General features: G+C 59.9%; 18 protein-coding genes. 8 read left to right on the top strand and 10 right to left on the bottom strand.

The window, feature by feature from the left end:
- Positions 1-22: 22 nt before the first annotated feature.
- Positions 23-1060 (top strand): hemolysin family protein, encoded by a 1038-nt coding sequence (locus tag ACVWYZ_RS04450; protein WP_414358051.1) that lies wholly within the window; start codon positions 23-25, stop codon positions 1058-1060.
- A gap of 35 nt (positions 1061-1095) precedes the next feature.
- On the opposite strand, the gene ACVWYZ_RS04445 is transcribed toward ACVWYZ_RS04450, so the two are convergent.
- Genes ACVWYZ_RS04445 through ACVWYZ_RS04435 form a run of 3 tightly spaced genes read right to left on the bottom strand, consistent with a single transcriptional unit; the run spans position 1096 to position 3700 of the window.
- Entirely contained in the window at positions 1096-1413 is a 318-nt protein-coding gene (locus tag ACVWYZ_RS04445; protein WP_011433986.1) for a hypothetical protein, read from the bottom strand.
- Between the two features lie 15 nt (positions 1414-1428).
- Complete coding sequence (locus ACVWYZ_RS04440; protein ID WP_457466282.1) at positions 1429-1713, bottom strand: hypothetical protein; 285 nt, start codon at positions 1711-1713, stop codon at positions 1429-1431.
- Positions 1714-1717: 4 nt separating this feature from the next.
- Positions 1718-3700 (bottom strand): HAMP domain-containing sensor histidine kinase, encoded by a 1983-nt coding sequence (locus ACVWYZ_RS04435; protein WP_457466330.1) that lies wholly within the window; start codon positions 3698-3700, stop codon positions 1718-1720.
- A gap of 369 nt (positions 3701-4069) precedes the next feature.
- Between ACVWYZ_RS04435 and ACVWYZ_RS04430 the strand changes: the two genes are divergently transcribed.
- Positions 4070-5047, top strand: coding sequence for a deoxyhypusine synthase family protein (locus ACVWYZ_RS04430; protein ID WP_457466280.1), 978 nt, complete (start codon positions 4070-4072; stop codon positions 5045-5047).
- Positions 5048-5058: 11 nt separating this feature from the next.
- On the opposite strand, the gene ACVWYZ_RS04425 is transcribed toward ACVWYZ_RS04430, so the two are convergent.
- From ACVWYZ_RS04425 to ACVWYZ_RS04415, 3 genes are read right to left on the bottom strand one after another with little or no spacing between them, the layout of a single operon-like run.
- A complete protein-coding gene (locus ACVWYZ_RS04425; protein WP_414357313.1) occupies positions 5059-5628 on the bottom strand; it encodes an ankyrin repeat domain-containing protein in 570 nt (189 codons plus the stop codon).
- Positions 5629-5633: 5 nt separating this feature from the next.
- Positions 5634-6452 (bottom strand): MBL fold metallo-hydrolase, encoded by an 819-nt coding sequence (locus ACVWYZ_RS04420; protein ID WP_457466277.1) that lies wholly within the window; start codon positions 6450-6452, stop codon positions 5634-5636.
- The gene (locus ACVWYZ_RS04415; RefSeq protein WP_414399232.1) at positions 6449-7102 is read right to left on the bottom strand and encodes an anthranilate synthase component II; all 654 of its coding nucleotides are present in this window, start codon (positions 7100-7102) and stop codon (positions 6449-6451) included. The genes ACVWYZ_RS04420 and ACVWYZ_RS04415 overlap by 4 nt, the downstream gene beginning before the upstream one ends.
- A 115-nt stretch (positions 7103-7217) precedes the next feature.
- On the opposite strand from ACVWYZ_RS04415, the gene rlmN reads away from it, so the two are divergent.
- Entirely contained in the window at positions 7218-8276 is a 1059-nt protein-coding gene (gene rlmN / locus ACVWYZ_RS04410) for a 23S rRNA (adenine(2503)-C(2))-methyltransferase RlmN (RefSeq protein ID WP_457466275.1), read from the top strand.
- Positions 8277-8303: 27 nt separating this feature from the next.
- Here rlmN and ACVWYZ_RS04405 read toward each other — a convergent pair whose 3' ends face one another.
- Positions 8304-10106, bottom strand: coding sequence for an aminopeptidase P family protein (locus ACVWYZ_RS04405; RefSeq protein ID WP_457466272.1), 1803 nt, complete (start codon positions 10104-10106; stop codon positions 8304-8306).
- Between the two features lie 126 nt (positions 10107-10232).
- Complete coding sequence (locus tag ACVWYZ_RS04400) at positions 10233-10607, bottom strand: rhodanese-like domain-containing protein (protein ID WP_011432658.1); 375 nt, start codon at positions 10605-10607, stop codon at positions 10233-10235.
- Between the two features lie 120 nt (positions 10608-10727).
- On the opposite strand from ACVWYZ_RS04400, the gene ACVWYZ_RS04395 reads away from it, so the two are divergent.
- From ACVWYZ_RS04395 to ileS, 3 genes are all read left to right on the top strand, one after another.
- Positions 10728-11642, top strand: coding sequence for a hypothetical protein (locus ACVWYZ_RS04395; RefSeq protein ID WP_457466270.1), 915 nt, complete (start codon positions 10728-10730; stop codon positions 11640-11642).
- Positions 11643-11993: 351 nt separating this feature from the next.
- Positions 11994-13211, top strand: a complete 1218-nt coding sequence (locus ACVWYZ_RS04390) for an RNA-guided endonuclease InsQ/TnpB family protein (RefSeq protein ID WP_457466268.1) — start codon at positions 11994-11996, stop codon at positions 13209-13211.
- Between the two features lie 574 nt (positions 13212-13785).
- Complete coding sequence (ileS, locus tag ACVWYZ_RS04385; protein ID WP_457466328.1) at positions 13786-16569, top strand: isoleucine--tRNA ligase; 2784 nt, start codon at positions 13786-13788, stop codon at positions 16567-16569.
- An 88-nt stretch (positions 16570-16657) separates the two neighbouring features.
- Here ileS and ACVWYZ_RS04380 read toward each other — a convergent pair whose 3' ends face one another.
- Both ACVWYZ_RS04380 and ACVWYZ_RS04375 read right to left on the bottom strand, forming a co-directional pair.
- Entirely contained in the window at positions 16658-18028 is a 1371-nt protein-coding gene (locus tag ACVWYZ_RS04380; RefSeq protein ID WP_457466266.1) for a dihydroorotase, read from the bottom strand.
- Positions 18029-18030: 2 nt separating this feature from the next.
- Positions 18031-19422: a histidine phosphatase family protein gene (locus ACVWYZ_RS04375; protein WP_457466326.1), complete on the bottom strand. Its 1392-nt coding sequence runs from the start codon at positions 19420-19422 to the stop codon at positions 18031-18033.
- A 377-nt stretch (positions 19423-19799) separates the two neighbouring features.
- Here ACVWYZ_RS04375 and murQ point away from each other — a divergent pair, with 377 nt between their 5' ends.
- Positions 19800-20729 (top strand): N-acetylmuramic acid 6-phosphate etherase, encoded by a 930-nt coding sequence (gene murQ / locus ACVWYZ_RS04370; protein WP_457466264.1) that lies wholly within the window; start codon positions 19800-19802, stop codon positions 20727-20729.
- 21 nt (positions 20730-20750) lie between these two features.
- Entirely contained in the window at positions 20751-22037 is a 1287-nt protein-coding gene (locus ACVWYZ_RS04365; protein ID WP_457466262.1) for a recombinase family protein, read from the top strand.
- Positions 22038-22277: the final 240 nt, after the last annotated feature.

The raw sequence follows: 22277 nt of genomic DNA, 5'->3' as shown, positions 1-22277 counted from the left end.
CCATATCCCGTAACGGAGCGCTATGGTTAATGTCTTCCTCTTGGCCTTTTTGCTGCTCCTCTCAGGAGCTTGCTCTGGGGCCGAAACCGCCATCACGGCCATGGACAACCTGCGCCTGGAATCTCTGATCGAAGAACAAGGGGATCCACAGGGCTTGTATCGACTGGCCCAACAACAGCGCTCGCGGCTGATCACCACCCTGTTGCTGGTGAACAACTTTGTCAACATCGGCATTGCCGCTTTGGCCACAACCCTCTCCATTGAACTGTTGGGAACCCAGATTGGAGCTTTGGCCGCCACCGTGCCCACCACAATTGTGGTGCTCCTCTTTGGAGAAGTAGCCCCAAAGTCTTTGGCGGTGAGCCATCCGCTAGGGGTGTTCCGCTGGGTGGTGCGGCCTGTTCATGTCCTATCGGTGCTGCTGCGCCCTTTTAGCGACGCTTTTGAGTGGGTTGTCAGCAGGCTCTTCAATCTATTGGAATTCTCCCCCCTGACGGCCACCGCTTCTCTCAAGGATTTGGAGCTACTGATCGATGTGTTGGGGCAGCGGGGGCTGCTGGATTGGCAAAAACGGCGGCTGTTCCGTGGGGCCTTGGCTTTGGACTTGCTGCAGGCGCGGGACGTGGCCAAGCCCAGAGTTAAAATGGAGACCATCTCCCACGACAAAACACTGCAGGATGTGGTGAAGCTCTGTTTGGAAACGGGCTACTCGCGCATCCCCGTGCAGGGAGAATCCAAGGACGAGATCGTCGGCATTATCCACCTCAAGCAAGCCTTGCGCTATCTCGATCAAAAAGGCAATGCCGAAGTGACCCAGGCGATGGCACCGCCTTTTTTTGTGCCGGACACCAAGCGGGTCAGCTTGTTGCTCAAGGAAATGCTGCGCTCTCGCCAACACCTGGGGATTGTGGTGGATGAGTTCGGCGGCACCACCGGCCTGATCACGCTGGAGGACATTTTGGAGGAGCTGGTGGGCGATATTTACGACGAGAGCGATCTCTCCCCCCTGCTGCTGCGGCGGCAGCGGCGACCAGGTGGAGCTTCTACCTCCCCTGGCTGAGAACAGGAGCAAGGGGATCATCCCCTCTCTAAGTCCTAGCTGGCTCTGGAGGGATCCGTCTCCGCGGCTGTTGGGTTTTCGTGCGCGCCGGGAGTGAGCTCCCCAAAGCCGGCCTCGACGGGATAGCGGGCCACAAAAAAGATCCAGAAGCTGTGGATCCCTAGCCCCAAAGCCCACCAGCCCAACAGGGGCACCAGCCACGGCCAATCCGCGCGGTACAGTTGCTGAAAAAACACCAGCCCAGACCCGCTACAGAGGAAAACAGACAGGTGGGCGGCATAGGTATAGCGATCATCCAGCTTGCGAAATTCGGGATCCCGACGGGAGGGCTTCCGGGGCCAGCGAGGCGGCATGGCAAAACCATCCAGTTAAAACCTTCTCCAGTGTAGAACAGCCCTCGGCAGGGATCCCTGAGACTGGGGATCGACATTTCTGCTGCGCAACCCCAGCTTCACCGCGCCTTTGCCCAGCCAGCGCACGAGCCAACCCATCAACAGCACCGCCACCACCGCCAGCAGCAGAGAAGTGACGTCTTCACCGGTGGCCAACAGCGGGTTGCCCAGCCCCCCTGTGTGGTGGGAGAGGTCACCAGTGTGGCACAAAAATGCGAAACTGAGGCCCAACCCCCAAAAAATGGCCGGTATGCCCTTCATATCCTCAGCGTTGATGGAAGTGCTCCCGCCAAGCGCAACTGGGGGGATCCGTCTCGGCGGGCGGATCCGTGAACTCCAGGGGCGAGCCCTCTGCATACAGATGCAGATCGAACCAAAAGGTGGATCCCTGTTCCAGTTTGCTCTCCAGGCGGATGCAGGTGTGGTGCTTTTCCAGAATGTTGCGCACAATGGCTAAGCCCAAGCCCGTCCCCTCCAGGGTATGCACGCGGTTCTCCACCCGGAAAAAGCGGTCAAAAATCCGCTCTTGATCCTCTGGGGCAATGCCAATGCCCGTATCGGCCACTGCCACCCGCACCGCTTGCGGGGATCCATCCGCCTGAACCACCAGGTGGGCATGTACCGTCACCAGGCCCCCTGAGGGGGTGAACTTGAGGGCATTGCCCAGGAGATTGGTCATCACCTGCAGCAGCAGATCGTAGTTGCCCCAGACCAGCGGCAGATCCGGATCGACGAACTTGCGCAGCTGGATCCCTTTGTCGCGGGCCTGCAGGTGATGGGTGCGCAGCGTTTGCTCGATCACCGCCGAGATATCGACGCCCTCAAAGTGGTACTGCTTGCCCGATTCCAGACGAGACAAATCCAAAACATCGTTGACCAGGCGGGTGAGGCGGTCGGTTTCGCGGTTGGCAATTTCCAGATAATCCTGCCGCTCGGCGGGGGACATCTGCTCGCCGTACTCGTAGAGGGTCTCGATAAAAGACTTGATGCTGAAGAGGGGGGTGCGCAGCTCGTGGCTGATGTTGCTGATGAATTGGGCCTTGGCTTCGTTGAGCTCTGCCTCGCGGGTGATGTCCTGCACCGTCATCACGATCCCCTTGAGATTTTGCCGCCGCGGATCCGACACCGGTGAAAGCAGAATGCGAATGACGCGCTTGGTAGGGCCGGTGAGGTTGACGCGAACTTCCTCTGCCTCTTGATCCCCGCGGGCAATGTGCATCAGAGGGCGGGCCAGTTGCTGCCGCAGATCCTCCGGCAACAGCTCCGGCAAGGGTTTGCCCAAAACGGGATCCCCTTCCCAGCCAAACATACGAGAGGCGGCAGGGTTGAGCAGCAGCACCCGCAACTCGGCATCCAGCAAAATGGCGGCATCGACGATGGAGAAGACCAAGGTCTCCAACTTGGCTTTGGCGGCAGCCAGTTCTTCGATGTTCTGTTCTTCGTAGCTTTGCAGCCGCTCCGCCATCTCGTTAAAGCTGTCGATGAGCTGGGCCAGCTCGCCCCCGAAGGGCAGGTCGATGCGCTGCTTGAAGTTACCTTTGGTGATCTCCTGGACGCCCTTGACCAGTTCTTTGATGGGGTAGGTGATGGTGAGGGCATTGACCACCGATCCCAGGATGGCCAAGACCCACACCGCCAAAAACACCCCGATCGAGACCTCCCGCGCCAATTGTGTGGAGCGCACCAGGGCAGGATTGGGATTGATCCCCAGGCCGAGGGTGCCCAAAAAGCGGCCCTGATGATAGATGCCGACAAAAATATCCGTCACCCGCCCGGCAGGAGTGAGGTGGGTGCGCACCAGCGGTTGGCCCTCAGCAGGGGGGCGATTGTCCGGCAGTTGCATGCGACGGGTGAGGCTGAGGGAGGTTTTCACCTCTTGGTTGGAAAACGGGATCCCGTAGTAGATGTTTCCTTCGGGATCGGCATAGAGCAGATAGCGGATGCTGCTGGTGCTCTCAAAGTACTGGCGGGACAGTTGCGCCACTTCGCCAATGCGATCTTCCGCAATCAGGGGGGCGACATTGGCGGCCAAGAGCAGCCCCAGATCTCGGCCAAAGCGGGCTTCGTTGAAGCGAGCATCCTGCTGCACGGTGCTGACGGCCCAGAAGGTGAAACTGCTCACCACCAATGAGACCACCAGCGTTGCCACAAAGAGCAACTGAGTTTCCAACCGCAGTTTTTGCTTCCATCGCGCCCACCAGCGCCGCAGGGATCCCATAGAGATCCCGGTCGTTGTTGGCACTGACATGTCCACAGCGCCAGGCAATGGCTCGGCAGGAGAAGAAGCCAGCTCAGGAGATTGGACTTCGGCAATGGGCTCGGCTGGCTCGACAGTGCTGACAGGAGGCATGAACCCAACGTGAACAGATAGCGTGAACGGATATAGGGCAGTGATTCGCCACCATTCTGACATGGGCAGGCGATCCCTTTGTCTCAGCCAAGGCCGGGTGAGAACCGGTATGGGATCCCGGCTTCGCAACGCAACCTGCTCCAGCCGACCTGCAGGGGAATGGTTGCCAATACCGATAAAGGTATCCCCAAGCAAAGCTTGTCAGCGCCCCTAAAGTTGATAGACTAGAAAATCGTGCTTCACCAGGTCAGAGTGACCGGAAAAATCGTGACCAACAGCCCCGTCAGCCAATTTATCCAACATCATTTTCGCCACTTCAACGCCGCCGCGCTGGTGGATGCGGCCAAGGGCTACTGTGCTCACCTGGAAAAGGGCGGCAAAATGATGGTGACCTTGGCCGGTGCCATGAGCACAGCGGAGCTGGGCCTTTCCCTAGCGGAAATGATCCGGCAGAACAAGGTGCACGCCATCTCCTGCACCGGCGCCAACCTGGAAGAGGACATCTTCAACCTCATCGCCCACGACTTCTACGAGCGCGTGCCCCACTATCGCGATCTCAGCCCGCAGCAGGAGCAGGAACTGCTGGAGCGGCACATGAATCGGGTAACCGATACCTGCATTCCCGAAGAGGAGGCGATGCGGCGCTTGGAAAAAGCCCTTTTAGAAGAGTGGATCGGCGCCGATCAGGCGGGCGAGCGCTATTTTCCCCATGAGTTTCTCTACCGGATTCTGCGCAGTGGCCGGCTGGAGCCCTACTACCAGATCAATCCGCGGGACTCTTGGGTTTACGCGGCTATGGAGGCCAACTTGCCCATCTATGTGCCGGGATGGGAAGACTCCACCACCGGCAACATGTATGCCGCCCACTGCATCACGGGTGAGATCCGCAATGTACACACCGTCCGCACAGGGATCGAGTACATGATCCACCTGGCGGATTGGTACCTGCGCACCTCGGCGGAATCCTCCATCGGCTTCTTTCAAATTGGCGGCGGCATAGCTGGGGATTTCCCCATCTGTGTGGTACCCATGCTCCATCAAGACCTGGGCCGCCAGGGCGTGCCCATGTGGGGCTATTTCTGCCAGATCAGCGACTCCACCACCAGCTACGGCTCCTATTCGGGAGCAGTGCCCAATGAGAAGATCACCTGGGGCAAGCTGGCTGTCGATACCCCCAAGTTTGTCATCGAGTCGGATGCCACCATTGTGGCACCTTTGATCTTTGCCTGGGTGCTGGGGTGGTGAGAGAAGCGGAATCAATCCATATGCCCGTCAGCGGATGCCGAGCGGGGCCAGCGGGACAAAAGGATCGCAGCTTCCCAGCGCCGCATGTCCTGGGCAATTTGCAGGGGGGTGAGGCCGTAGCCATCCGGCTCGTCGATCTCGGAGCCATGTTCCAGCAGCAGCCGAACGACCTCTGGGTTGCCGGACCAAGCGGCAAAATGTAGGGGAAGGCCACCGGCACCAAAGCGAGCGTTCACCTCCGCCCCTCCCTGGAGCAGGGCTTTCGTAACCTCAGGGTTGCCCAGGCGAGCGGCTTGGTGTAAGGGGCTGGCTCCCCCATAGTCCGGTCGATTGGGATCCGCCCCAGAATAGAGCAAAAGGCGGGCCTTGAGACCGCTCTCCACAAAAAACAGGGCCGTTTTGCCCCGCCCATCGACGGCGTTGGCGTCTTTCCCCAGCCAGAGGGCCAGTTGCAGCCGCAGCGGGTTGGCTTGGGCCAGAGCTTGTGGATCCTCCGGCAAGGTGTGGCCGTAGAGGCCCAACCCTCCCATCACCACCAGGGATCCCAGGCCAAGGACGACTCTCCAGAGCTTGCGCCCCATAGTTGCTATTCCTCAAACGCAAGAATGACCATCCCCCGCGAGGGCAGAGCCTGGGCCGAGAGAATGAGAGGATTGCTGGCAGCAGGTTGAACGGCTGCGGCAGGGAATAAGCTCAAAAACGCCTGTAAAGGCACCAGATCGCATTGGGAGTCGGCGGCGGCGACGGTGCGATACATCGTTGGGATGACCAACTTCGGCTGCAGCGCTTCAATGGCCGCCTTGGCCCCAGCAGGATCGTAATTTTTCGGCCCACCCCCCACCGGCACCAGCAACAGGTCGGGGCGAGAGAGCAGGATGGACTGTTCTCGCGTGATGGGCAAGGCAGCTCCCCCCAAATGCACGATGTCGATCCCGGCCATGCGCCAGCGCCAACCCACATTCACGCCAAAGCGAGGGCCACGGGGCATGCGTACCCCCTGCACACGGATCCCGTCGATCAGATAGTCCCCCGGCTGAAACAGCACCCTTGGGTTGCCGGGCACCACATCCAAAGCGCCCTCATCCAACAAGCGGCTGCTGAGCAACACCAGATCGGCAGCAACTCGTGGGGCAGGATAGCCAGCCGTACAGCCCACCGGACGAAACGGGTTGACCAGAAACCGTTGGCCTTCCCCCTCGAACAAAACACAACTGTGGTGCAGCCAAGTCAGTTGCAGCCCCTCCAAGCTCGAGCCGGGGGTGAACTCTATAGACCCTGGGGTTGTTGGCGTTTCCGAACTGTGTACGGGAGCAGTCTGAGCGCCCGCTTTGCGCCCTCTGGCCAGGTTCACGGCCATCGATCCCAGCAGCCCGGCGCTGGCTTGCAGAAGCTGGCGACGCTTCATGGAGTGGGGATCCCCGATGTAACAACGGCAACAGATTCCTGGGATACTTGCGAAGCATTGGGCTGAGCAGCAGTTAAGGCCTGGGCGCTGCGCAGGAAGTTGCTCAACAAGCGCTTGCCCTCGGCGGTCAAGATGCTCTCCGGGTGGAACTGCACGCCCTGAACATGGGGATAGCGGCGGTGGCGTACCCCCATGATGATCCCATCGCTGGTTTGGGCCGTCACCTCCAGCTCGTCAGGACACGTAGAAGGCTCGATCACCAAGCTGTGGTAGCGGGTGGCCGTGAAAGGCTGGCTCAACCCCTCAAACACTCCCACCCCTCGATGGTAAATGAGCGAGGTTTTGCCATGCATCAGCTCAGGTGCGCGCACGATCTGACCACCGTAGACCTGCCCAATGCACTGGTGCCCCAGACAAACGCCCAGGATCGGCAGCTCTGGCCCCAGCTCCCGAATCAACTCCAGCGAGATCCCGGCATCTTCTGGCCGCCCTGGCCCAGGAGAGATGACCACCGCTTGCGGCTGCATGCGGCGCAGGTCGTCAACGGAGAGCTGGTCATTGCGAAAAACCTGTAGCTGGGCTCCCAACTCCCCCAGATACTGCACCAGGTTGTAGGTGAAGCTGTCGTAGTTGTCGATGACGACCAGCACTTCAACATCCGGCAACGGCACCCCATTTTATCACTTCCACTGGACTGAAGGAGATTGGGTCACGGGGACAGGCTAGAGTGAAGGAGCCAGACTCCTGTGCTTTTGAGATGGATTTATGTCGGCCCTACCCATTCCCCTGCTGGGGCAGTCCTTGTCTGCTCTGAAAGACTGGGCGGTTGCCCAAGGACAGCCGGCCTATCGCGGGCAACAACTGCATGCTTGGATCTATCAAAAAGGGATCCGCTCCCTGGAACAGGTGACGGTGTTTCCCAAAGCTTGGCGAGAGGCGGTGCAAAGCTACCCGGTGGGACGCTCGCGCATTGTGCAGCGGACAGAGGCCCGCGATGGTACTGTGAAGTTTCTGCTGGGGTTGGCGGATGGGCAGTTGATCGAAACGGTAGGGATCCCAACGGCCAAGCGTCTGACGGTCTGTGTCTCTTCTCAGGTGGGCTGCCCGATGGCCTGCGATTTCTGTGCCACCGGCAAGATGGGCTACCGACGCAACCTAGAGCTGCACGAGATTTTGGATCAGGTGTTGACGGTGCAGGAAGATTTTGGCCGTCGCGTCAGCCACGTGGTCTTTATGGGCATGGGGGAACCTCTGCTCAACCGCGATACGGTGGTGCAAGCCATCCGTAGCCTGAATCGAGATATCGGCATCGGCCAACGGCACATCACCCTCTCGACGGTGGGCGTACCCCGGCAAATTGCCTGGCTGGCGCAGCAGGATCTGCAAGTTACCCTGGCCGTCAGCTTGCATGCCCCCAATCAAGATCTGCGGCAGCAGTTGATCCCCTCGGCAGCCCACTACCCTCTGGATGCTCTGATCCAGGATTGCCGTGACTACATGCTGCGCACCGGGCGGCGAGTCAGTTTTGAATATACCCTGCTGTCGGGGGTCAACGATCTGCCCATTCATGCCCGCCAACTGGCGCAATTGCTGCAGCAGGCCAGCCGGTCAGGGGTGCAACTGCACGTGAACCTGATCCCTTACAACCCCATCTCTGGAGCCGACTATCAACGCCCCCACCCGGCACGAGTCAAAGCGTTCGTCCGCCAGCTCGAACAGCACCAAGTGCGGGCCACCGTGCGCCAAACCCGTGGCTTGGATGGCAATGCCGCATGTGGTCAACTGCGGGGATCCTTCCTGCGTTCTTTGCCAGGGGATTTGTAATCGCCGCGCAACGCTTGCGCGAGTACATCAGCTCAGTCCGCAGGCGCATTTTAGCCAGGCGGCATCCTGTTCTGGCAAGGTGGCGTAGTGCATGACGTAAACCTGCCGGTGATACTCGTCCAGCCAGGCTCGCTGCGCCTCGTTCAACAGTTCCCAATCGATTAAGCGCCCATCAAAAGGGATCCAAGTTAGGGAGCGAAAGCCCATCCAGCCCTCGGGCTCGGGAATGGCAATCACCTCGTAGAGGTTCTCCAGGCGGATCCCACCCCATCCCGGCTGGTAGTAGCCCGGCTCGATGCTGTTGATCATACCCACCTTGAGAGGGGTGTTGGCGCGGCGGTGGATCCCGTTGGGCCCCTCGTGGACATTCAAAAAGGCGCCGACACCGTGGCCGGTGCCATGGCCGTAATCCAGCCCGACCTGCCAAAGGGTAGAGCGGGCGATCCCATCCAACGAGACTCCATAGGTGTCGGGGGGGAAGATCTGGCGGGCGCATTGAATGTGGGCCTTGAGCACCTCGGTATAGCGCCGCTTGCACAAGGGATCCGCCGGCTCCTGGCCAATCCAAACGGTGCGGGTATCGTCGGTGGTGCCCCCCAAGTAGTGGGATCCGGAGTCCAAAAGGAACAGTTCTCCCGGTTGCAGGCGCTTCTGGGGATCCGGAGTGCTGTAGTGGATGATGGAGCTGTTGGCGCCGGCGCCGGCAATGGTGTTAAAGCTCAGGCCCACCCACTCCCCTTCCTCCCGGTAATGGGCCTCCATGATGGCGGCCACATCGGCTTCGCTGATGGGGATCCCCTGTTGGATTTGCCGGTCGATCCAGGCCAGGGTGCGAATCTTGGCCCGGCTGGCCTTGTGGTTGGCGCGGCGCATTTGCTCCAGCTCGGTGGGGTTTTTCACGGCCTTGAGGGCTTCCACCGGGTGCTCCAGCTCGCGGCAGCTCGCATCCTGCAGCAGCTCTTGAGTGCCCTGGGTGGTCTGCTTGGGATCCAAGCCCACCGGCGCATAGCTCTTGGCCCATTGGGGCAGTTGTTGGCTGTAGGTCTCGTAGGGCCAGAGTTCCACCCCGGCTTCTGCCAGAAATTGCCGAGATGGGAGACTGAGCCGCTCCAGATCTGTGAATAGAGCCGCTCTATCTAGGCTGACCAAAGCATAGGCCCAAAACACTGGGTTGTAGGGGATGTCGGATCCCCGCAGGTTAAACAGCCAGGCCACCTGATCCAATTTGGTCAGGGGCAACAGTCCCACCCGCTTGCGGCGCATCTCCTGCCGGACTTGGGCCAGCTTTTCTGCAGGGGTGGCCCCGCTTAGGTGGGTGGGTACCGAGTCAATGGGCCGGTCAAAGGGAGCGACAGGAGCGGATCCCTGAGCCAGCTTATCCACCAAGTTTTCCATGACCGGGATCAAGAGCACCCCTCCCGCTTGGGCATGGGCCTGCAACTGGCGATAGGTGGCCACCGCCACCGTAAAGGGATCCACCCCCAGGCGAAAGCCGGATCCCAGCTCTTCCACAATCTCCATCAGGCTGGGCTGATTCGGCAGACCTCCTTTGATCACTGTCAATAGATTGGGATCCACCTCCCGCTCCGCCTGTTCGTGATAGCGGGGATCTACCCACAGCCAAGCCCTGTCCCGGGTGATCAAGGCATCCCCCACCGAGCCGGTAAAGCCTGTGATCCACTGACGCCGCTTGCGATGTTCCGGCAAATACTCATTGAGATGCTCATCGGCAGAGGGAACCCAAAAGCCATCCAGATCTTGTTCTCGCAGAAGCTGGCGCAACTGCTGCAAACGGGCAGCAACATCCAGGCGGGGTAAGGTTTGGAGCATGGCAGGAGTAGGGCAAAGCTGTTGTCATTCTAGACAAGGTTAGAAGTTTTCCCTTGCCCCTAGCCCTTGTCCCAAGGGGAGAGGGAAGCTTCCAATGCTGCAATCAGAACAAGAGCGCCCCTGGGTTTAGCGCTCCTCAGGAAAGCCCGCTTCTCGCCAAGCCCGCATGCCCCCATCCATCGAGATCACCCGACGATAGCCCATTTTCTGTAGATTATCGGCTGCCAACGCCGAACGAAACCCGCCGCCGCAGTACAGGACGATCTCCGCTTCTTTGTCGGGGATCACCCTCTCGATGTCTCGCTCAATGATCCCTTTGCTCAAGTGGATGGCTCCGGCAGCGTGGCCGGCTTGCCACTCCGACTCTTCCCGCACATCCACAAAATAGAAGGGATCCCCTTGCAGTTGTTTTTGCCTGACCTGCTCGACTGTCAGTTCTTGGATGCGGCTTTTGGCCTCGTTGACCAGGGCCAAGAAAGCTGGAGAGTGCTGGGGAGCCATGGAGAACAGGCGCTATGAGCCAAAGCTTATTCCAATCGATCTTATCTGGTCTGGACTTTGGGATCCCAACTGCCCTAAGGCTAGACTGGGATCCAGATTTGCCGGCTGGAGGCCCATGGCTTGAAATCCCGATCTAACTTTCCGCAACTGCTTTGGCCCCTTGCTCTGGCCGTGAGCTGGAGCATCCCCCTTGGATTGACAGCCGGTCACGTCAGCCGGACGGAGCCCTCGGCTTGGGCCCAAGCTGCCCCGATGCCCCTAGAAAGTGGGATCCAGCGGCAAGTTTCCAGCCCACCGCCAGCCGCCCTGGTGGAGTGGCTAAGCCAGCAGGTGGCCGCCGCCAACCGGCGGGATTTGCCAGGGGTGATGGCCGGCTACAGCCCCGACTTCCGCCACCGAGATGGGCTGGACCGGGAAGAGGTGGAAGGTGCCATCCGCAAGCTGTGGAGCTCTCATCCCAAGCTCACCTATTCGGCCCAGATCCTCTCCTGGCGGCAGGTGGGCCCTGAGATTGTTGCGGATATTCTCAGCCAAGTAGAGGGATCCCAATCCTCGGTGCGGGGGGACTTTCAGGTAGAAGCCTCTGCCCTGGTGCGCAATCGCTATCGCCCGGATCCAGCCAATCCCGGACAACTGCTGTTGATTGACCAAGAAGTGCTGCGGGAGGCCAGCACCCTCACCTCTGGATCTGCCCCTCCCACCGTCACCTTGAACCTGCCGGAGGTGGTCAAACCGGGATCCACCTATTCGCTGCAGGCAATTGTGGCAGAGCCTCTCACCCACTCTTTGTTGTTGGGCGCCGTTGCCGAACAACCTGTTGCCGGGGCGGGCTACCCAGAGGTGACTTCGTTTGCTCTCGAACCCCTACAGGCCGGAGGGATCTTCCTACAGGCGGATGCTCCCCAAGAACCCGGTGCTGAGTGGATCTCGGTGATGTTGGTTAACCAAACCGGCATCACGCTGGAGAGTCGGCGTCTTATCGTCAGCGATCGCTTGGCTCTGGAGGGATCCCTGGCCATCCCCACCGTCCGTTAGGAAATCTTCAGGATGATGAGGAATGGCTCTGGGGTAATCTGGACAGGCAGTTGAGCTTGTTAAGATGGGAAACTATGCGCCCCTCAGCTTGTTTGCTTTCTGGTGCTGGCCCTGTTTTTGAGCGGTTGCGATAGCGGCGACTCCCTTGGTGCTCCGGTGGTGGATCGCCCCACTCCTGCCAGCAATTGACCGAACAATCCCGAGGGGTCTCGAAAGGTTGGGTCGAGGTGTCTTGAAAGGACCCAACCTCAAGAAACACTGGCATCTTCAGCTAGAAATCGCAGGAGCCCCGCACTGTACCCGTAGGGTCGGTGTCGGGAGGAATGCGCTTTGATGAAGTACAATGAACTTATGAGCCAAGTCCTGACCATATCCTGTAAGCTCAAGGTGTCCCAGTCGCAGGCCGCCAAATTGGACGCGACGATGGAGGCTTTTGTACAGGCATTGAACTGGGTCAACCAAAACACACCAGAAAAAGTAGTCAACGCAGTCAAACTCCAATCCCTTTGCTACTACGAGATTCGAGCCCGGTTTGGCTTGTCCAGTAACTTGGCAAGGACTACGTCCCGCTTACGCGACCAACAGGTGTGCAGACGGGTAGCGGGTTCCCGCAAAGTGGCTAAGCAGAAAAAGCGTCCCGTCAAGGAGTTTAAGAGCGGCTTTGTTACCTACGACGCCCGTATCTTTTCGTTCCGTCAAAAAGACTGGACGGTGTCGCTGACCACGGTGGAAGGGAGAGAACGCTTTGAACTGGCCATTGGCAACTACCAGCGTGGGATGCTGGCTGGTTCCAACCCCAAATCGGCCACCCTAGTCCAGCGGAAGGACGGCTCCTACTACATCCAGATTTGCGTAGAGAAAAAACCACCCAAGCAACAAGATACCGACAAGGTGATCGGGGTGGACTTGGGAAGGACAGATATTGCCCATACGTCAGAGGGGGACAACTGGAATGGACAGCAGTTGAACAGAGTCCGCGACCACTACTCCCGGTTGAGGGCGGTACTCCAACGCAAAGCCAGTAAGGGCACACGCAGTTCGCGGCGCAGATGCAGAGAACTGTTGCAACGGCTGTCTGGCAAGGAGAGACGCTTTCAAGTGTGGGTCAATCATCGCATCTCTAAAGCTATTGTCTCTAGGGCAAAAGCTACCAACAGCGCTATTGCTCTGGAAGACCTGACAGGGATCCGGAAAAGAGTCAATCAACAGCCACGCAGCAAAGCCGAGCGGCGCAGGGCCAACAGTTGGGCGTTCTACCAACTACGTCAATTTCTGGAATACAAGGCGAGGGTTGCAGGGGTTTCTCTGGTTCTTGTGCCGCCTGCTTACACGTCGCAGACCTGTCACAAGTGTTTACACATCCATCCCGATCCTGCGCAATCCTACAGCAGTGGAAAGAAGTTTAAGTGTGGGCACTGTGGATGGGAAGGGGATGCGGATTTGAATGGTGCGAATGTGATTGCGCTCTTGGGGGCTGCCGTAAACCAGCCTAGAGGTTCGGGCTTGTTTTGTTCTCTGGTAGAGCAGAGCAGGCTCAGGGCTACTGAAAGCCCGCTCCGTACCGCTTAGCGGTCGGAGCCGGGTAGTTTACACGCCCGTCCATTCCAAGCCCCGCTACAGCTATCTGCAAAACTATCCGCTCTCTCCCACCCCCAAGGCAACAACAGGCGGTCAGGGAAAGAGCGGTCTAGCGGGCCTTCAACTGGAACCTGACTGCCGGGAGGAACTCCAAGCGAGCCAGAACGCGAAGACTCTTCAGCAGACTGAAGGATCTAAGTTCAGACCGTTAGAGAACAGCCCCGGCGCACAGCCGGCTGAACCCAACTTGACGACCCTTACAACTACTACTATCTGGCATCCGCAGGAACCTCCCTTACTCAACGACACCCTGAGACTAGCACAAATCTTTTCTTGTTTTCTCGTTTTCTCGATCAGGGAGTTCATGCGGTGGTTTGTTGGAGCCGTTTGAGAGCTCCAGGCGCTCTGGGTGACCGTGGGCTTCGGATCCCCTGTCCCACAAGAGGGGTGAGGGATGGACTGCTGAGGATGAGGCGACAGCGTAGGATAGAGAGACGCCCTTTAGGTTGCTCGAGTTGCCGTGGACTACAAAAGTACCCTCAACCTGCCCCAAACTCAGTTTCCCATGCGGGCAGAGGCCGCCAAGAGAGAACCCGCCATTCAAGCCTTTTGGCAGGAAGAGCAAATCTACCAGCGCCTTGCCGACCACAATCCTGGGGATCCCTTTGTCCTGCACGATGGACCGCCCTACGCCAATGGCGATATCCACATGGGCACCACCCTCAACAAGATCCTCAAGGATATCGTCAACAAGTACCACATCCTGCAGGGGCGCAAGGTGCGCTACGTGCCCGGCTGGGATTGCCACGGCCTGCCCATCGAACTGAAAGTGTTGCAAAGCCTCACTCCGCAGGAGCGGGAAAACCTCACCCCTCTGCAGCTGCGACAAAAAGCCAAGGAGTACGCCCTGCACTACGTTGATGTGCAGCGGGCCAGTTTTCAGCGCCTGGGGGTATGGGGATCCTGGGATCGGCCCTACCTGACGCTGTCGCCGGAGTACGAAGCCGCACAGATTGAGGTGTTTGGACAAATGGCCCTCAAGGGCTACATCTACCGCGGCCTCAAACCCGTCCACTGGAGCCCCAGCTCCCAGACGGCTCTGGCGGAAGCGGAGCTGGAGTACCCTGACAACCACATCTCCCCCAGCATCTACGTGGCCTTTCCGCTACAGAGCCTCAGCCCGGCGGCGCAGCCGGTTTTGGAGCCTTTCATGCCGGGCCTGCGGGCAGCCATCTGGACCACCACCCCTTGGACGATCCCGGCCAACCTGGCCCTCTGCTTTAACCCCAAGCTCACCTATGCAGTGGTGGAGTCTCCCCGCTTCGGCCTGCTGTTGATCGCCGCCGATCTGCGGGAGCGGCTGGAGAAGGTTCTGGAGACGCCTCTGGAGATCAAGGCCACCCTGCCGGGATCCGCCCTGGAATACAGTCAAGGACGGCACCCCCTCTTTGACCGCGCCAGCCTCTGCGTGCTGGGGGACTATGTCACCACCGAGTCCGGCACCGGCATTGTGCACACGGCTCCGGGGCATGGGGAAGATGACTTCAAAACCGGCCAAAAGTATGGTCTGCCCATTCTCAGCCCTGTGGACGATCAGGGGAGATTTACCGCCGAGGCCGGATCCCAGTTCGTCGGGTTGGATGTGCTCTCCAAGAAGCCGGAGACCAGCGGCAATGCTGCTGTCATCCAGGCTCTGCAGGCTGCGGGGGCTTTGCTCAAGGAAGAGCCCTACAACCACAAATATCCCTACGACTGGCGCACGAAAGAGCCAACGATTTTCCGGGCCACCGAGCAGTGGTTTGCGTCTGTAGCTGGCTTCCGGGAGCTGGCCCTGCAGGCCATTAAAACCGTGAAATGGATCCCGGCCATCGGGGAAAACCGCATCACCGCTATGGTGTCGGAGCGTTCGGATTGGTGTATTTCCCGCCAGCGGGCTTGGGGTGTGCCCATCCCCGTCTTTTACGACGAAGAAACCGGCGAGCCCTTGCTCACCGCCGAGACCCTCGACCACATCAAGGCCATCTTCGCCCAAGAGGGATCCGACGCCTGGTGGAAGCGCCCGGTGGAGGAGTTGCTGCCGGAGAAGTACCGCCACAATGGCCGCACCTACCGCAAAGGGATGGACACCATGGACGTGTGGTTTGACTCCGGCTCTTCCTGGGCGGCAGTGGCCAAGGCGCAGGGGTTGGGCTACCCGGTGGATCTGTATTTGGAGGGCTCCGACCAACACCGGGGCTGGTTCCAATCCAGTTTGCTTACCTCCGTGGCCGTCAACGGCCATGCCCCCTACAAGGCGGTGCTCACCCATGGGTTTGTGCTGGACGAGAAAGGCCAGAAAATGAGCAAGTCCCTGGGCAATGTCATCGATCCGCTGGTGTTAATTAACGGCGGCAAAGATCCCCAGACGGATCCCGCCTACGGGGCGGATGTGCTGCGCCTGTGGGTCTCCAGTGTGGACTACTCCGGGGATGTGCCGCTGGGTAAGACCATTCTTGGGCAAATGGCGGATGTATATCGCAAAATCCGCAACACAGCTCGCTTTTTGCTGAGCAACCTCTACGACTTCAATCCAACTCAGGATGCCGTTCCTTTTGAAGCCTTGACGGAGCTAGACCGCTACATTTTGCACCGCCTGCACGAGGTGGGATCCGAGATCGGCGAATCTTTTGCCAGCTATCAGTTCTACCGCTTTTTCCAGGCGATTCAGAACTTCTGTGTGGTGGATCTCTCCAACTTTTACCTGGATATTGCCAAGGATCGCCTCTACATTAGCCATGCCCAAAGTCTACGGCGGCGCCAATGTCAAACGGTGCTCTCCCTGTTGCTGGAGAACTTGGCCAAGGCCATCGCCCCCGTTCTCTCCCACCTGGCCGAAGAGATTTGGAGCCATCTGCCCTATCCCAAGCCCACCCGTTCGGTGTTTGAGGGGGGGTGGATGAAGCTGCCGGAGCACTGGCGGGATCCCCAGTTGGCGGCCATTTGGGAGCAGCTGCGAGAGGTGCGCCAAGAGGTGAACAAGGCTCTGGAGCAAGCCCGTACCGGTCGCGTTAGCGGGACGGAGTCCTTTAAGCCCATCGGCGCTTCCACCGAGGCCAAGGTAATCCTGAAGGTAGCGGATCCCAGCCTATACGCTCTTTTGCAGGAGCGGGCTGCCGAGTTGCGCTACTTGTTCATCACCTCACAGGTGGAACTGGAGAAAACCTCAGGTCAAGGCTTGGAGGTCTCTGTTTTTCCGGCTGACGGCCAAAAGTGCGTGCGCTGCTGGAACTATTCCACCCGTGTGGGGGAATTTGCCGAACATCCAGAGCTGTGTGAGCGTTGTGTAGCCGCTCTGGCCGGGGAGTTTTGAATTCGGGACCCCGTCCTGCTGGCGGGAAGGGATCCCCCTCTTTGAATTGGCTCTTTCTCCGGACAGGTCTTGTCGGCCTTCTTCGGGATCAAGGGGCAGAGCTGCGGGATGGGATACCCTCGACATGGGTGTGCAACACCTTGCCGCACAGGGTTTTCTCCAGCCAGGGAGTCGCTGGCGATCGGGAGTGGAGGGTGGCCGCAGAAACCGTCCAGGGGTGGGTGGGATCAAACAGCACCCAGTCGCTGTGGGGGGTGAGGGTGGGCGGATCTAGGTTTAGGCAGCGGGCCGGGTACAGGCTGAGGGCAGACCACAGTTGCAGCGCCGTCAGGGATCCCGTTTCTACCAAATGGTGCCACAGCAGCGGCAGAGCCAGCTCCAGGCCCATCGCCCCCGGCGGAGCATCGGCAAAGGGCAGGGTTTTCTCTTCGTAGGTGTAGGGGTGGTGATCCGTAGCGATCCCCAAGTTGCCGGAACGGATCCCGGCGATCAGAGCCTCCCGGTTGCCAGCGCTGGGAAGAGGGGGCAGGAGACGAAGGTGGGGATCGTAGCGATGCTCAAGGACGGCCTCTTCGGACAAGATCAGGTGCATCCAAGTGGTGCTGGCGGTAACCGGCAGTCCTTCTGCTTGGGCCTGTTGGATCAGCTCCAGGCTGCGGGCTTGGCTCAGGCGCATGATGTGCACGGGCGGGGGGGAAGGAACGCTCCTGATCATCTCCAGAAGGCGGGCCAGAGCGGCAGTTTCAGCACTGGCAGGGATCCCTTTCAGCCCCAGGCGCAGCGCCCAGATCCCTTCGTAGAGGCTACCTTGCCCGGCCAAGGTGGGATCCCAGGCCCAGAGCAGCAGGGGTTTATTCTCCAGCCGCAAATACTCCAGAGCCCGCCGCACCAAAGCCAAGGAGCGCAGTGGCTGAACCTCTGCAAAGCCAACTGCTCCCGCTTGCGCCAGTTCTCCCCAGGGGGTTGGAGTTTCTCCCTGGCCACCCACGCTCAGGGCAGCCCAGGGCAGCCAGCGGGGATCCCCCAATTGGCGGGGGTAGCGGTTCAAGTGCTCCGGGCGATCCAGCACCGGAAATAGGCCGGTTCCAGGAAGGGGGGTGGGCAGAAGCCCCACCTGGGTAAAGCCTCCCGCCAAAGCCGCTGCAGCCAAAGAGGTCAGGGTTTCCCGACTGTGGGCCAGAAAGTGCTCCGCACCGCTTACGCGACCGTTGCCAACCATCTCGCCGCTGTGGGCATACAGATCCAGCAAACCCGGCCCCACTACCCAGCCTGAGCCATCGATGGTGGGGATGTCGGCAGGGATCCCTGCCGGCTCGGTGGCCCGCAGACGACCCTCCTGCAACCACACATCGGTTACTTCATCCCGCTGACGCCAAGGATCCAACAGGCGCACTCCCTGGAGATGCACATTTTGTCCTGTTAGTCGTCCTGTTAGCTCGCGGAGAGGAGAGGATCCCATCTTCACAAAGCTCCGGCAGTGGTGCAGTCCAGGATCTGGCCGGACAGATGGGTGGTGAGGTTCAACACCTTCAAAACCGGGGCACCCTCCTTGCCTTCTGGATAGTCGATCACCGTAATGGCGCCATTCCCCTGCTTGAAGATCCAAAAGGCTTGGGGGGAAAGGTCGAACAACTGACAGATGATCGCCTTGTTGATGGCATCGTGGGCAACAACAACCGCCGTGCCCTGAGGAAACTGGGCTGCGGTGATGGCCAAAAGCTCCTGCCAAGCGGAGCGAGTGCGCTCCCACACCTGGTGAAGGTTTTCCCCATTGGGCATCTGCACACTGGCGGGATCCCGTTGCCAGCGCTCCAGCTCGCCGGGGTATTCGGCTTCGACTTCGCTTTGCAGCTTGCCCTCCCAGTCGCCGTGGCAGATCTCTTGCAAGTCGGGCATTGGGCGCAAAATGAGGTTGCTGTGGTTGCTGCAGATGGCATCGGCTGTGGCCCAAGGGCGCTTCAGGGGGCTGGAGAAGGCCAGTTGCAGAGGTTGAGTGGCCAAAAATTCTGCCACCTTGGCTGCCTGTTCCTCCCCGGTGGCATTGAGGGGGATATCCCGCTGCCCTTGAAAACGGCGCTCTCGGTTCCATTGGGTTTCCCCATGCCGCACCAGCAAGATGCGCATCCCCTGCTTGCGCTTGGGCAGGGCTTGGCCGAGGTGAGCGGTGATGTTCAGAGATTCCAGTTGTGGCGGCCCCTGCAGGCCCTCGGGAAAATTGAGAACGCTGATGGCGCAGTTATCCTGCCCAAGGCGGTGATAGTGGTGTGGCCCCAGGCCGATGGCGGTGCTGACCAGGGCGCGATTGATGCCGCTGTGGCCCACGATGAGGATATTGAGGGTCTGTCTCTGGGAGGGATCCGCTCCATGGTTCCAGGGGCCCGAAGCCGATTGCAGATGGAAAGCCAGCATTTCCCAAAACCCCTGCGCCTGCTGCCAGAGATCCCGCACCGGAAAGCGGCCCTCTAGCTCCAGGGTGTCGGGATGGTGCCGCCACAGGTGGTAATCCTCGGGGTATTTCTCCTGCACCTCGGCAAAGGTCAGCCCTTCCCAGGCCGTCAGGTCGATCTCCCGCAGTTGATCGGTAACGTGCAGAGGGATCCCTTCTCGGTCTTTCAAAATGACGCGAGCGGTATCGAGGGCGCGAGACAGGGGGCTGCAATAGGCGCAATCCAACGGGATCCCGGCCAGGGCCTCGGCTACACGCTGCGCCTGCACTTCTCCAGTGGGGGTGAGCCGGGAGAGATCGGAGCGGCCTTGGATGCGATTTTCCAGGTTAAAGGTGCTCTCACCATGGCGCACGATCAAGATGCGCAGGGCAGGCTGGTCGCGGTAGCGGGACGGAGTCCTTGCCATCGCTTGCATGGACTTACTCATCGCAGTAGCGGGACGGAGTCCTTAGAACACCTTCTAGAGTACCGCCACTGGGCGGCGCTCGCCTTCGTCAATTCACCGGTTGGGCTGCCGACTGAGGCGTATTTGGGCTGGTCGCCGCTTGTGATGGGGGCATCTTTGGAGAATGGCCGCGCTGCGTTTCCGCTGGCAGAGGTTTTGGTTGAATGGACGTTGGCGAAGGGGGCCGGCTTGGTGCTCCTTGCCCTTGTTGTGGTGCTGTTGGCGCAGTTTTTCCCTCCACTGCTCCCTCAGGAGAGCCCCCTGCCACCGATAGAATCCGAGAAGACAAAGTGTAGGATCCCTGAAGGCGGATCCCTCTCCCCTAAGCAAGCACTGCTATGGATTCTCCACAATTGGCTTGGGATCCCGGATCCCTGACCGAAAGCCCCAACCCGGCTACAGCCGAGATCGACCGTCTCAGCACCTGGGAACTGGTGAAACGGATCAACGCTGAGGATCGGCGGGTGCCGGAAGCGGTGGCTGCTCAGGCGGAGCCGATTGCCCAAGCCATCGATGCCATTGCCCAGCGGATGAGTCGCGGCGGGCGGCTGATCTATATCGGGGCAGGAACCTCAGGTCGCCTGGGGGTACTGGATGCGGCTGAGTGCCCACCCACTTTTGGCACTTCCCCCGCACAGGTGGTGGCTTTGATCGCCGGGGGGGAAAAAGCCCTGACCCAGGCGGTAGAGGGTGCAGAGGACGACGCAGAAGCGGCTGCCCGCGCGCTGGAGGGTCTTCACCTCCAAGCTCAAGATAGTGTTGTGGGAATTGCCGCCAGCGGTCGTACCCCCTATGTGCTGGGTGGGATCCAAGCCGCTAGGAGCATGGGGGCGCTCACGATTGGCCTGGCCTGCAATCACCCTTCCCCGCTAACCGAGCAGGTGGACATTGCCATTGCCCCTTTGGTGGGGCCGGAGGTGATCCTCGGATCCACCCGCATGAAAGCCGGCACAGCCCAAAAGCTGGTGTTGAACACGATCTCCACTGGAGTGATGATCCGCTTGGGCAAGACCTATGGCAACCTAATGGTGGATCTCCAGGCCAGCAATGCCAAGCTCAAGCAACGGGCGGAGCGAATAGTGGCTTTGGCCTGCGATCTGGATCCCGCCGCGGCTGCCCAATTGCTGCAGGCTTGTGATGGAGAGGTGAAAACCGCGATCCTTGTGGCCTTGATGGGGTGCTCTGCTCAAGAGGCCCGTCAGCACTTGCAACAGGCCCAGGGCAACATTCGCCAGGTGCTTGATTCCGTTCTGGCGCAGCGGCGGTGACAATAGTTGAATGGCTTGTCCATGAGCGTTTGCGGCTACCTCTACACGCCTTCCCATGCTCCTTTGCCGGAACAGGAGTTGGCCTGGCTCAAGTTGCGAGGGGCCGATCCCATCCTGCACGATTGGGGATCCCGAACTCATTTGGAGGAGCTGTTCCGACGCATCACAGCCGGCTGGGTGCAGGAAGTGCTGCTCTTGCGCCTGGCGGATCTGGGGGATCGGGCGGATGAAATCCACGAGCGGCTGCTGCAACTCCAACACTCCGGGATCCGCCTCAGCTTGGTCACCGAATCCGGTCTGCAAACCCCCACCGAGGCTGCCGATTGGATCCCGCTGCTGGCCGAGATCCCCCATCAGTTGCAAAGCCGCCGCCTCTGCTGCAGCCAAGCCCAAAACCGCCTGGCGGGCAAACCCCCCCCTGGCCCTGCCCCCTTTGGCTACCGCCGCGAAGGGGAACGCTACGTGCTGGATCGCCGGCAGGCCAGCATCGTTCAGGATTTTTTCCAGCACTTTCTCCTCTACGGATCCCTGCGGCAGGCGGTGCGCTTCTTGGAGGAAAAACACCACAAGCGGATTTCTGTGGCTACCGGACGCAACTGGCTGCTCAACCCGGTATACCGCGGGGATCTGGCCTATGCCGACGGCACCACCCTGCGGGACACTCACCCGGCCCTTCTCAGCCGCACGGAAGCCGCCCAGATCGATCGCTGGCTCAAACGCAACCAAGGGATCCCGCGTCGCAGCGCCAGCGCCCCCCGCGCTTTGGCCGGCCTGGTTCATTGCTGTTCTTGCGGCAGCCTTCTGCGCATTGTGCAAACCACCCCTCGCAAGGCGAAAAAGAACGGATCCCTCTACCTCTATCTGCGCTGCCAAACCTGTCGCTACAGCCTCCCCTACACCGAAGTCCTGCAAGAGGTGATCCGGCAGGTGTGCGAACAACTGCCCCAACGCGCCCAGCAACTGGATCGACAAGCCCTCACTCAAGCCCGCCAAGAGCTGCAAGCCCAAATCCAGGCCAATACCGAGCGGCTGCGGCAATTGGAAGAGCTACAGCAATCTGGACTGATGGACGAAGCCTCTCTGGCCCAGCGTCGCTACCAGTTGCGAGCAGAGACGGCCCGCTTGGCCCAAAAGCTGGAGCAACTCCCCCCCGCCAACCTCACCCAGACCATCCAAACCCTCTCCATCCCGCCCTTCTGGCAAGACCTCAGCGAGACCGAACGGCGTGCCTACCTGCGGGAATTCCTGCGCAGGATCGAGGTGGATTCTGCAGGAGCGGTGCGAGTTACGTTTGCCTTCGATCCCTGAGAGCGAAGGGTTCCCCCCACCTTCCCCCCAGAATTGAGACCATTCTTGATTCTTTCTCAGCCCAGACCTGCCTCAGCGCCAAGCCAAGAGGACGGGATCAGCGCCATGGCATAGCTGAATCCTTCCCGATTTGGGTGAATTGTCATCTGGAATTGTTTTCTTTTGATCACTGATGAAAGTATATCTAAAACTAAAATCGGGAAAAACATCAAAAATCGACTTGAGAAGCCCTGGGAACTT

It is taken from the genome of Thermostichus sp. MS-CIW-37 (assembly GCF_054060065.1).
This window is presented reverse-complemented; position numbering and strand designations above follow the sequence as displayed.

What these genes read in the sequence shown, in the direction of transcription:
- ACVWYZ_RS04450 (WP_414358051.1), top strand. Translation starts at nt 23, where the DNA reads ATGGTTAATGTCTTCCTCTTGGCCTTTTTGCTGCTCCTCTCAGGAGCT.
- ACVWYZ_RS04445 (WP_011433986.1), bottom strand. Translation starts at nt 1,413, where the DNA reads ATGCCGCCTCGCTGGCCCCGGAAGCCCTCCCGTCGGGATCCCGAATTT.
- ACVWYZ_RS04440 (WP_457466282.1), bottom strand. Translation starts at nt 1,713, where the DNA reads ATGAAGGGCATACCGGCCATTTTTTGGGGGTTGGGCCTCAGTTTCGCA.
- ACVWYZ_RS04435 (WP_457466330.1), bottom strand. Translation starts at nt 3,700, where the DNA reads ATGTCAGTGCCAACAACGACCGGGATCTCTATGGGATCCCTGCGGCGC.
- ACVWYZ_RS04425 (WP_414357313.1), bottom strand. Translation starts at nt 5,628, where the DNA reads ATGGGGCGCAAGCTCTGGAGAGTCGTCCTTGGCCTGGGATCCCTGGTG.
- ACVWYZ_RS04420 (WP_457466277.1), bottom strand. Translation starts at nt 6,452, where the DNA reads ATGAAGCGTCGCCAGCTTCTGCAAGCCAGCGCCGGGCTGCTGGGATCG.
- rlmN (WP_457466275.1), top strand. Translation starts at nt 7,218, where the DNA reads ATGTCGGCCCTACCCATTCCCCTGCTGGGGCAGTCCTTGTCTGCTCTG.
- ACVWYZ_RS04405 (WP_457466272.1), bottom strand. Translation starts at nt 10,106, where the DNA reads ATGCTCCAAACCTTACCCCGCCTGGATGTTGCTGCCCGTTTGCAGCAG.
- ACVWYZ_RS04400 (WP_011432658.1), bottom strand. Translation starts at nt 10,607, where the DNA reads ATGGCTCCCCAGCACTCTCCAGCTTTCTTGGCCCTGGTCAACGAGGCC.
- ACVWYZ_RS04390 (WP_457466268.1), top strand. Translation starts at nt 11,994, where the DNA reads ATGAGCCAAGTCCTGACCATATCCTGTAAGCTCAAGGTGTCCCAGTCG.
- ileS (WP_457466328.1), top strand. Translation starts at nt 13,786, where the DNA reads ATGCGGGCAGAGGCCGCCAAGAGAGAACCCGCCATTCAAGCCTTTTGG.
- ACVWYZ_RS04380 (WP_457466266.1), bottom strand. Translation starts at nt 18,028, where the DNA reads ATGGGATCCTCTCCTCTCCGCGAGCTAACAGGACGACTAACAGGACAA.
- ACVWYZ_RS04375 (WP_457466326.1), bottom strand. Translation starts at nt 19,422, where the DNA reads ATGGCAAGGACTCCGTCCCGCTACCGCGACCAGCCTGCCCTGCGCATC.
- murQ (WP_457466264.1), top strand. Translation starts at nt 19,800, where the DNA reads ATGGATTCTCCACAATTGGCTTGGGATCCCGGATCCCTGACCGAAAGC.
- ACVWYZ_RS04365 (WP_457466262.1), top strand. Translation starts at nt 20,751, where the DNA reads ATGAGCGTTTGCGGCTACCTCTACACGCCTTCCCATGCTCCTTTGCCG.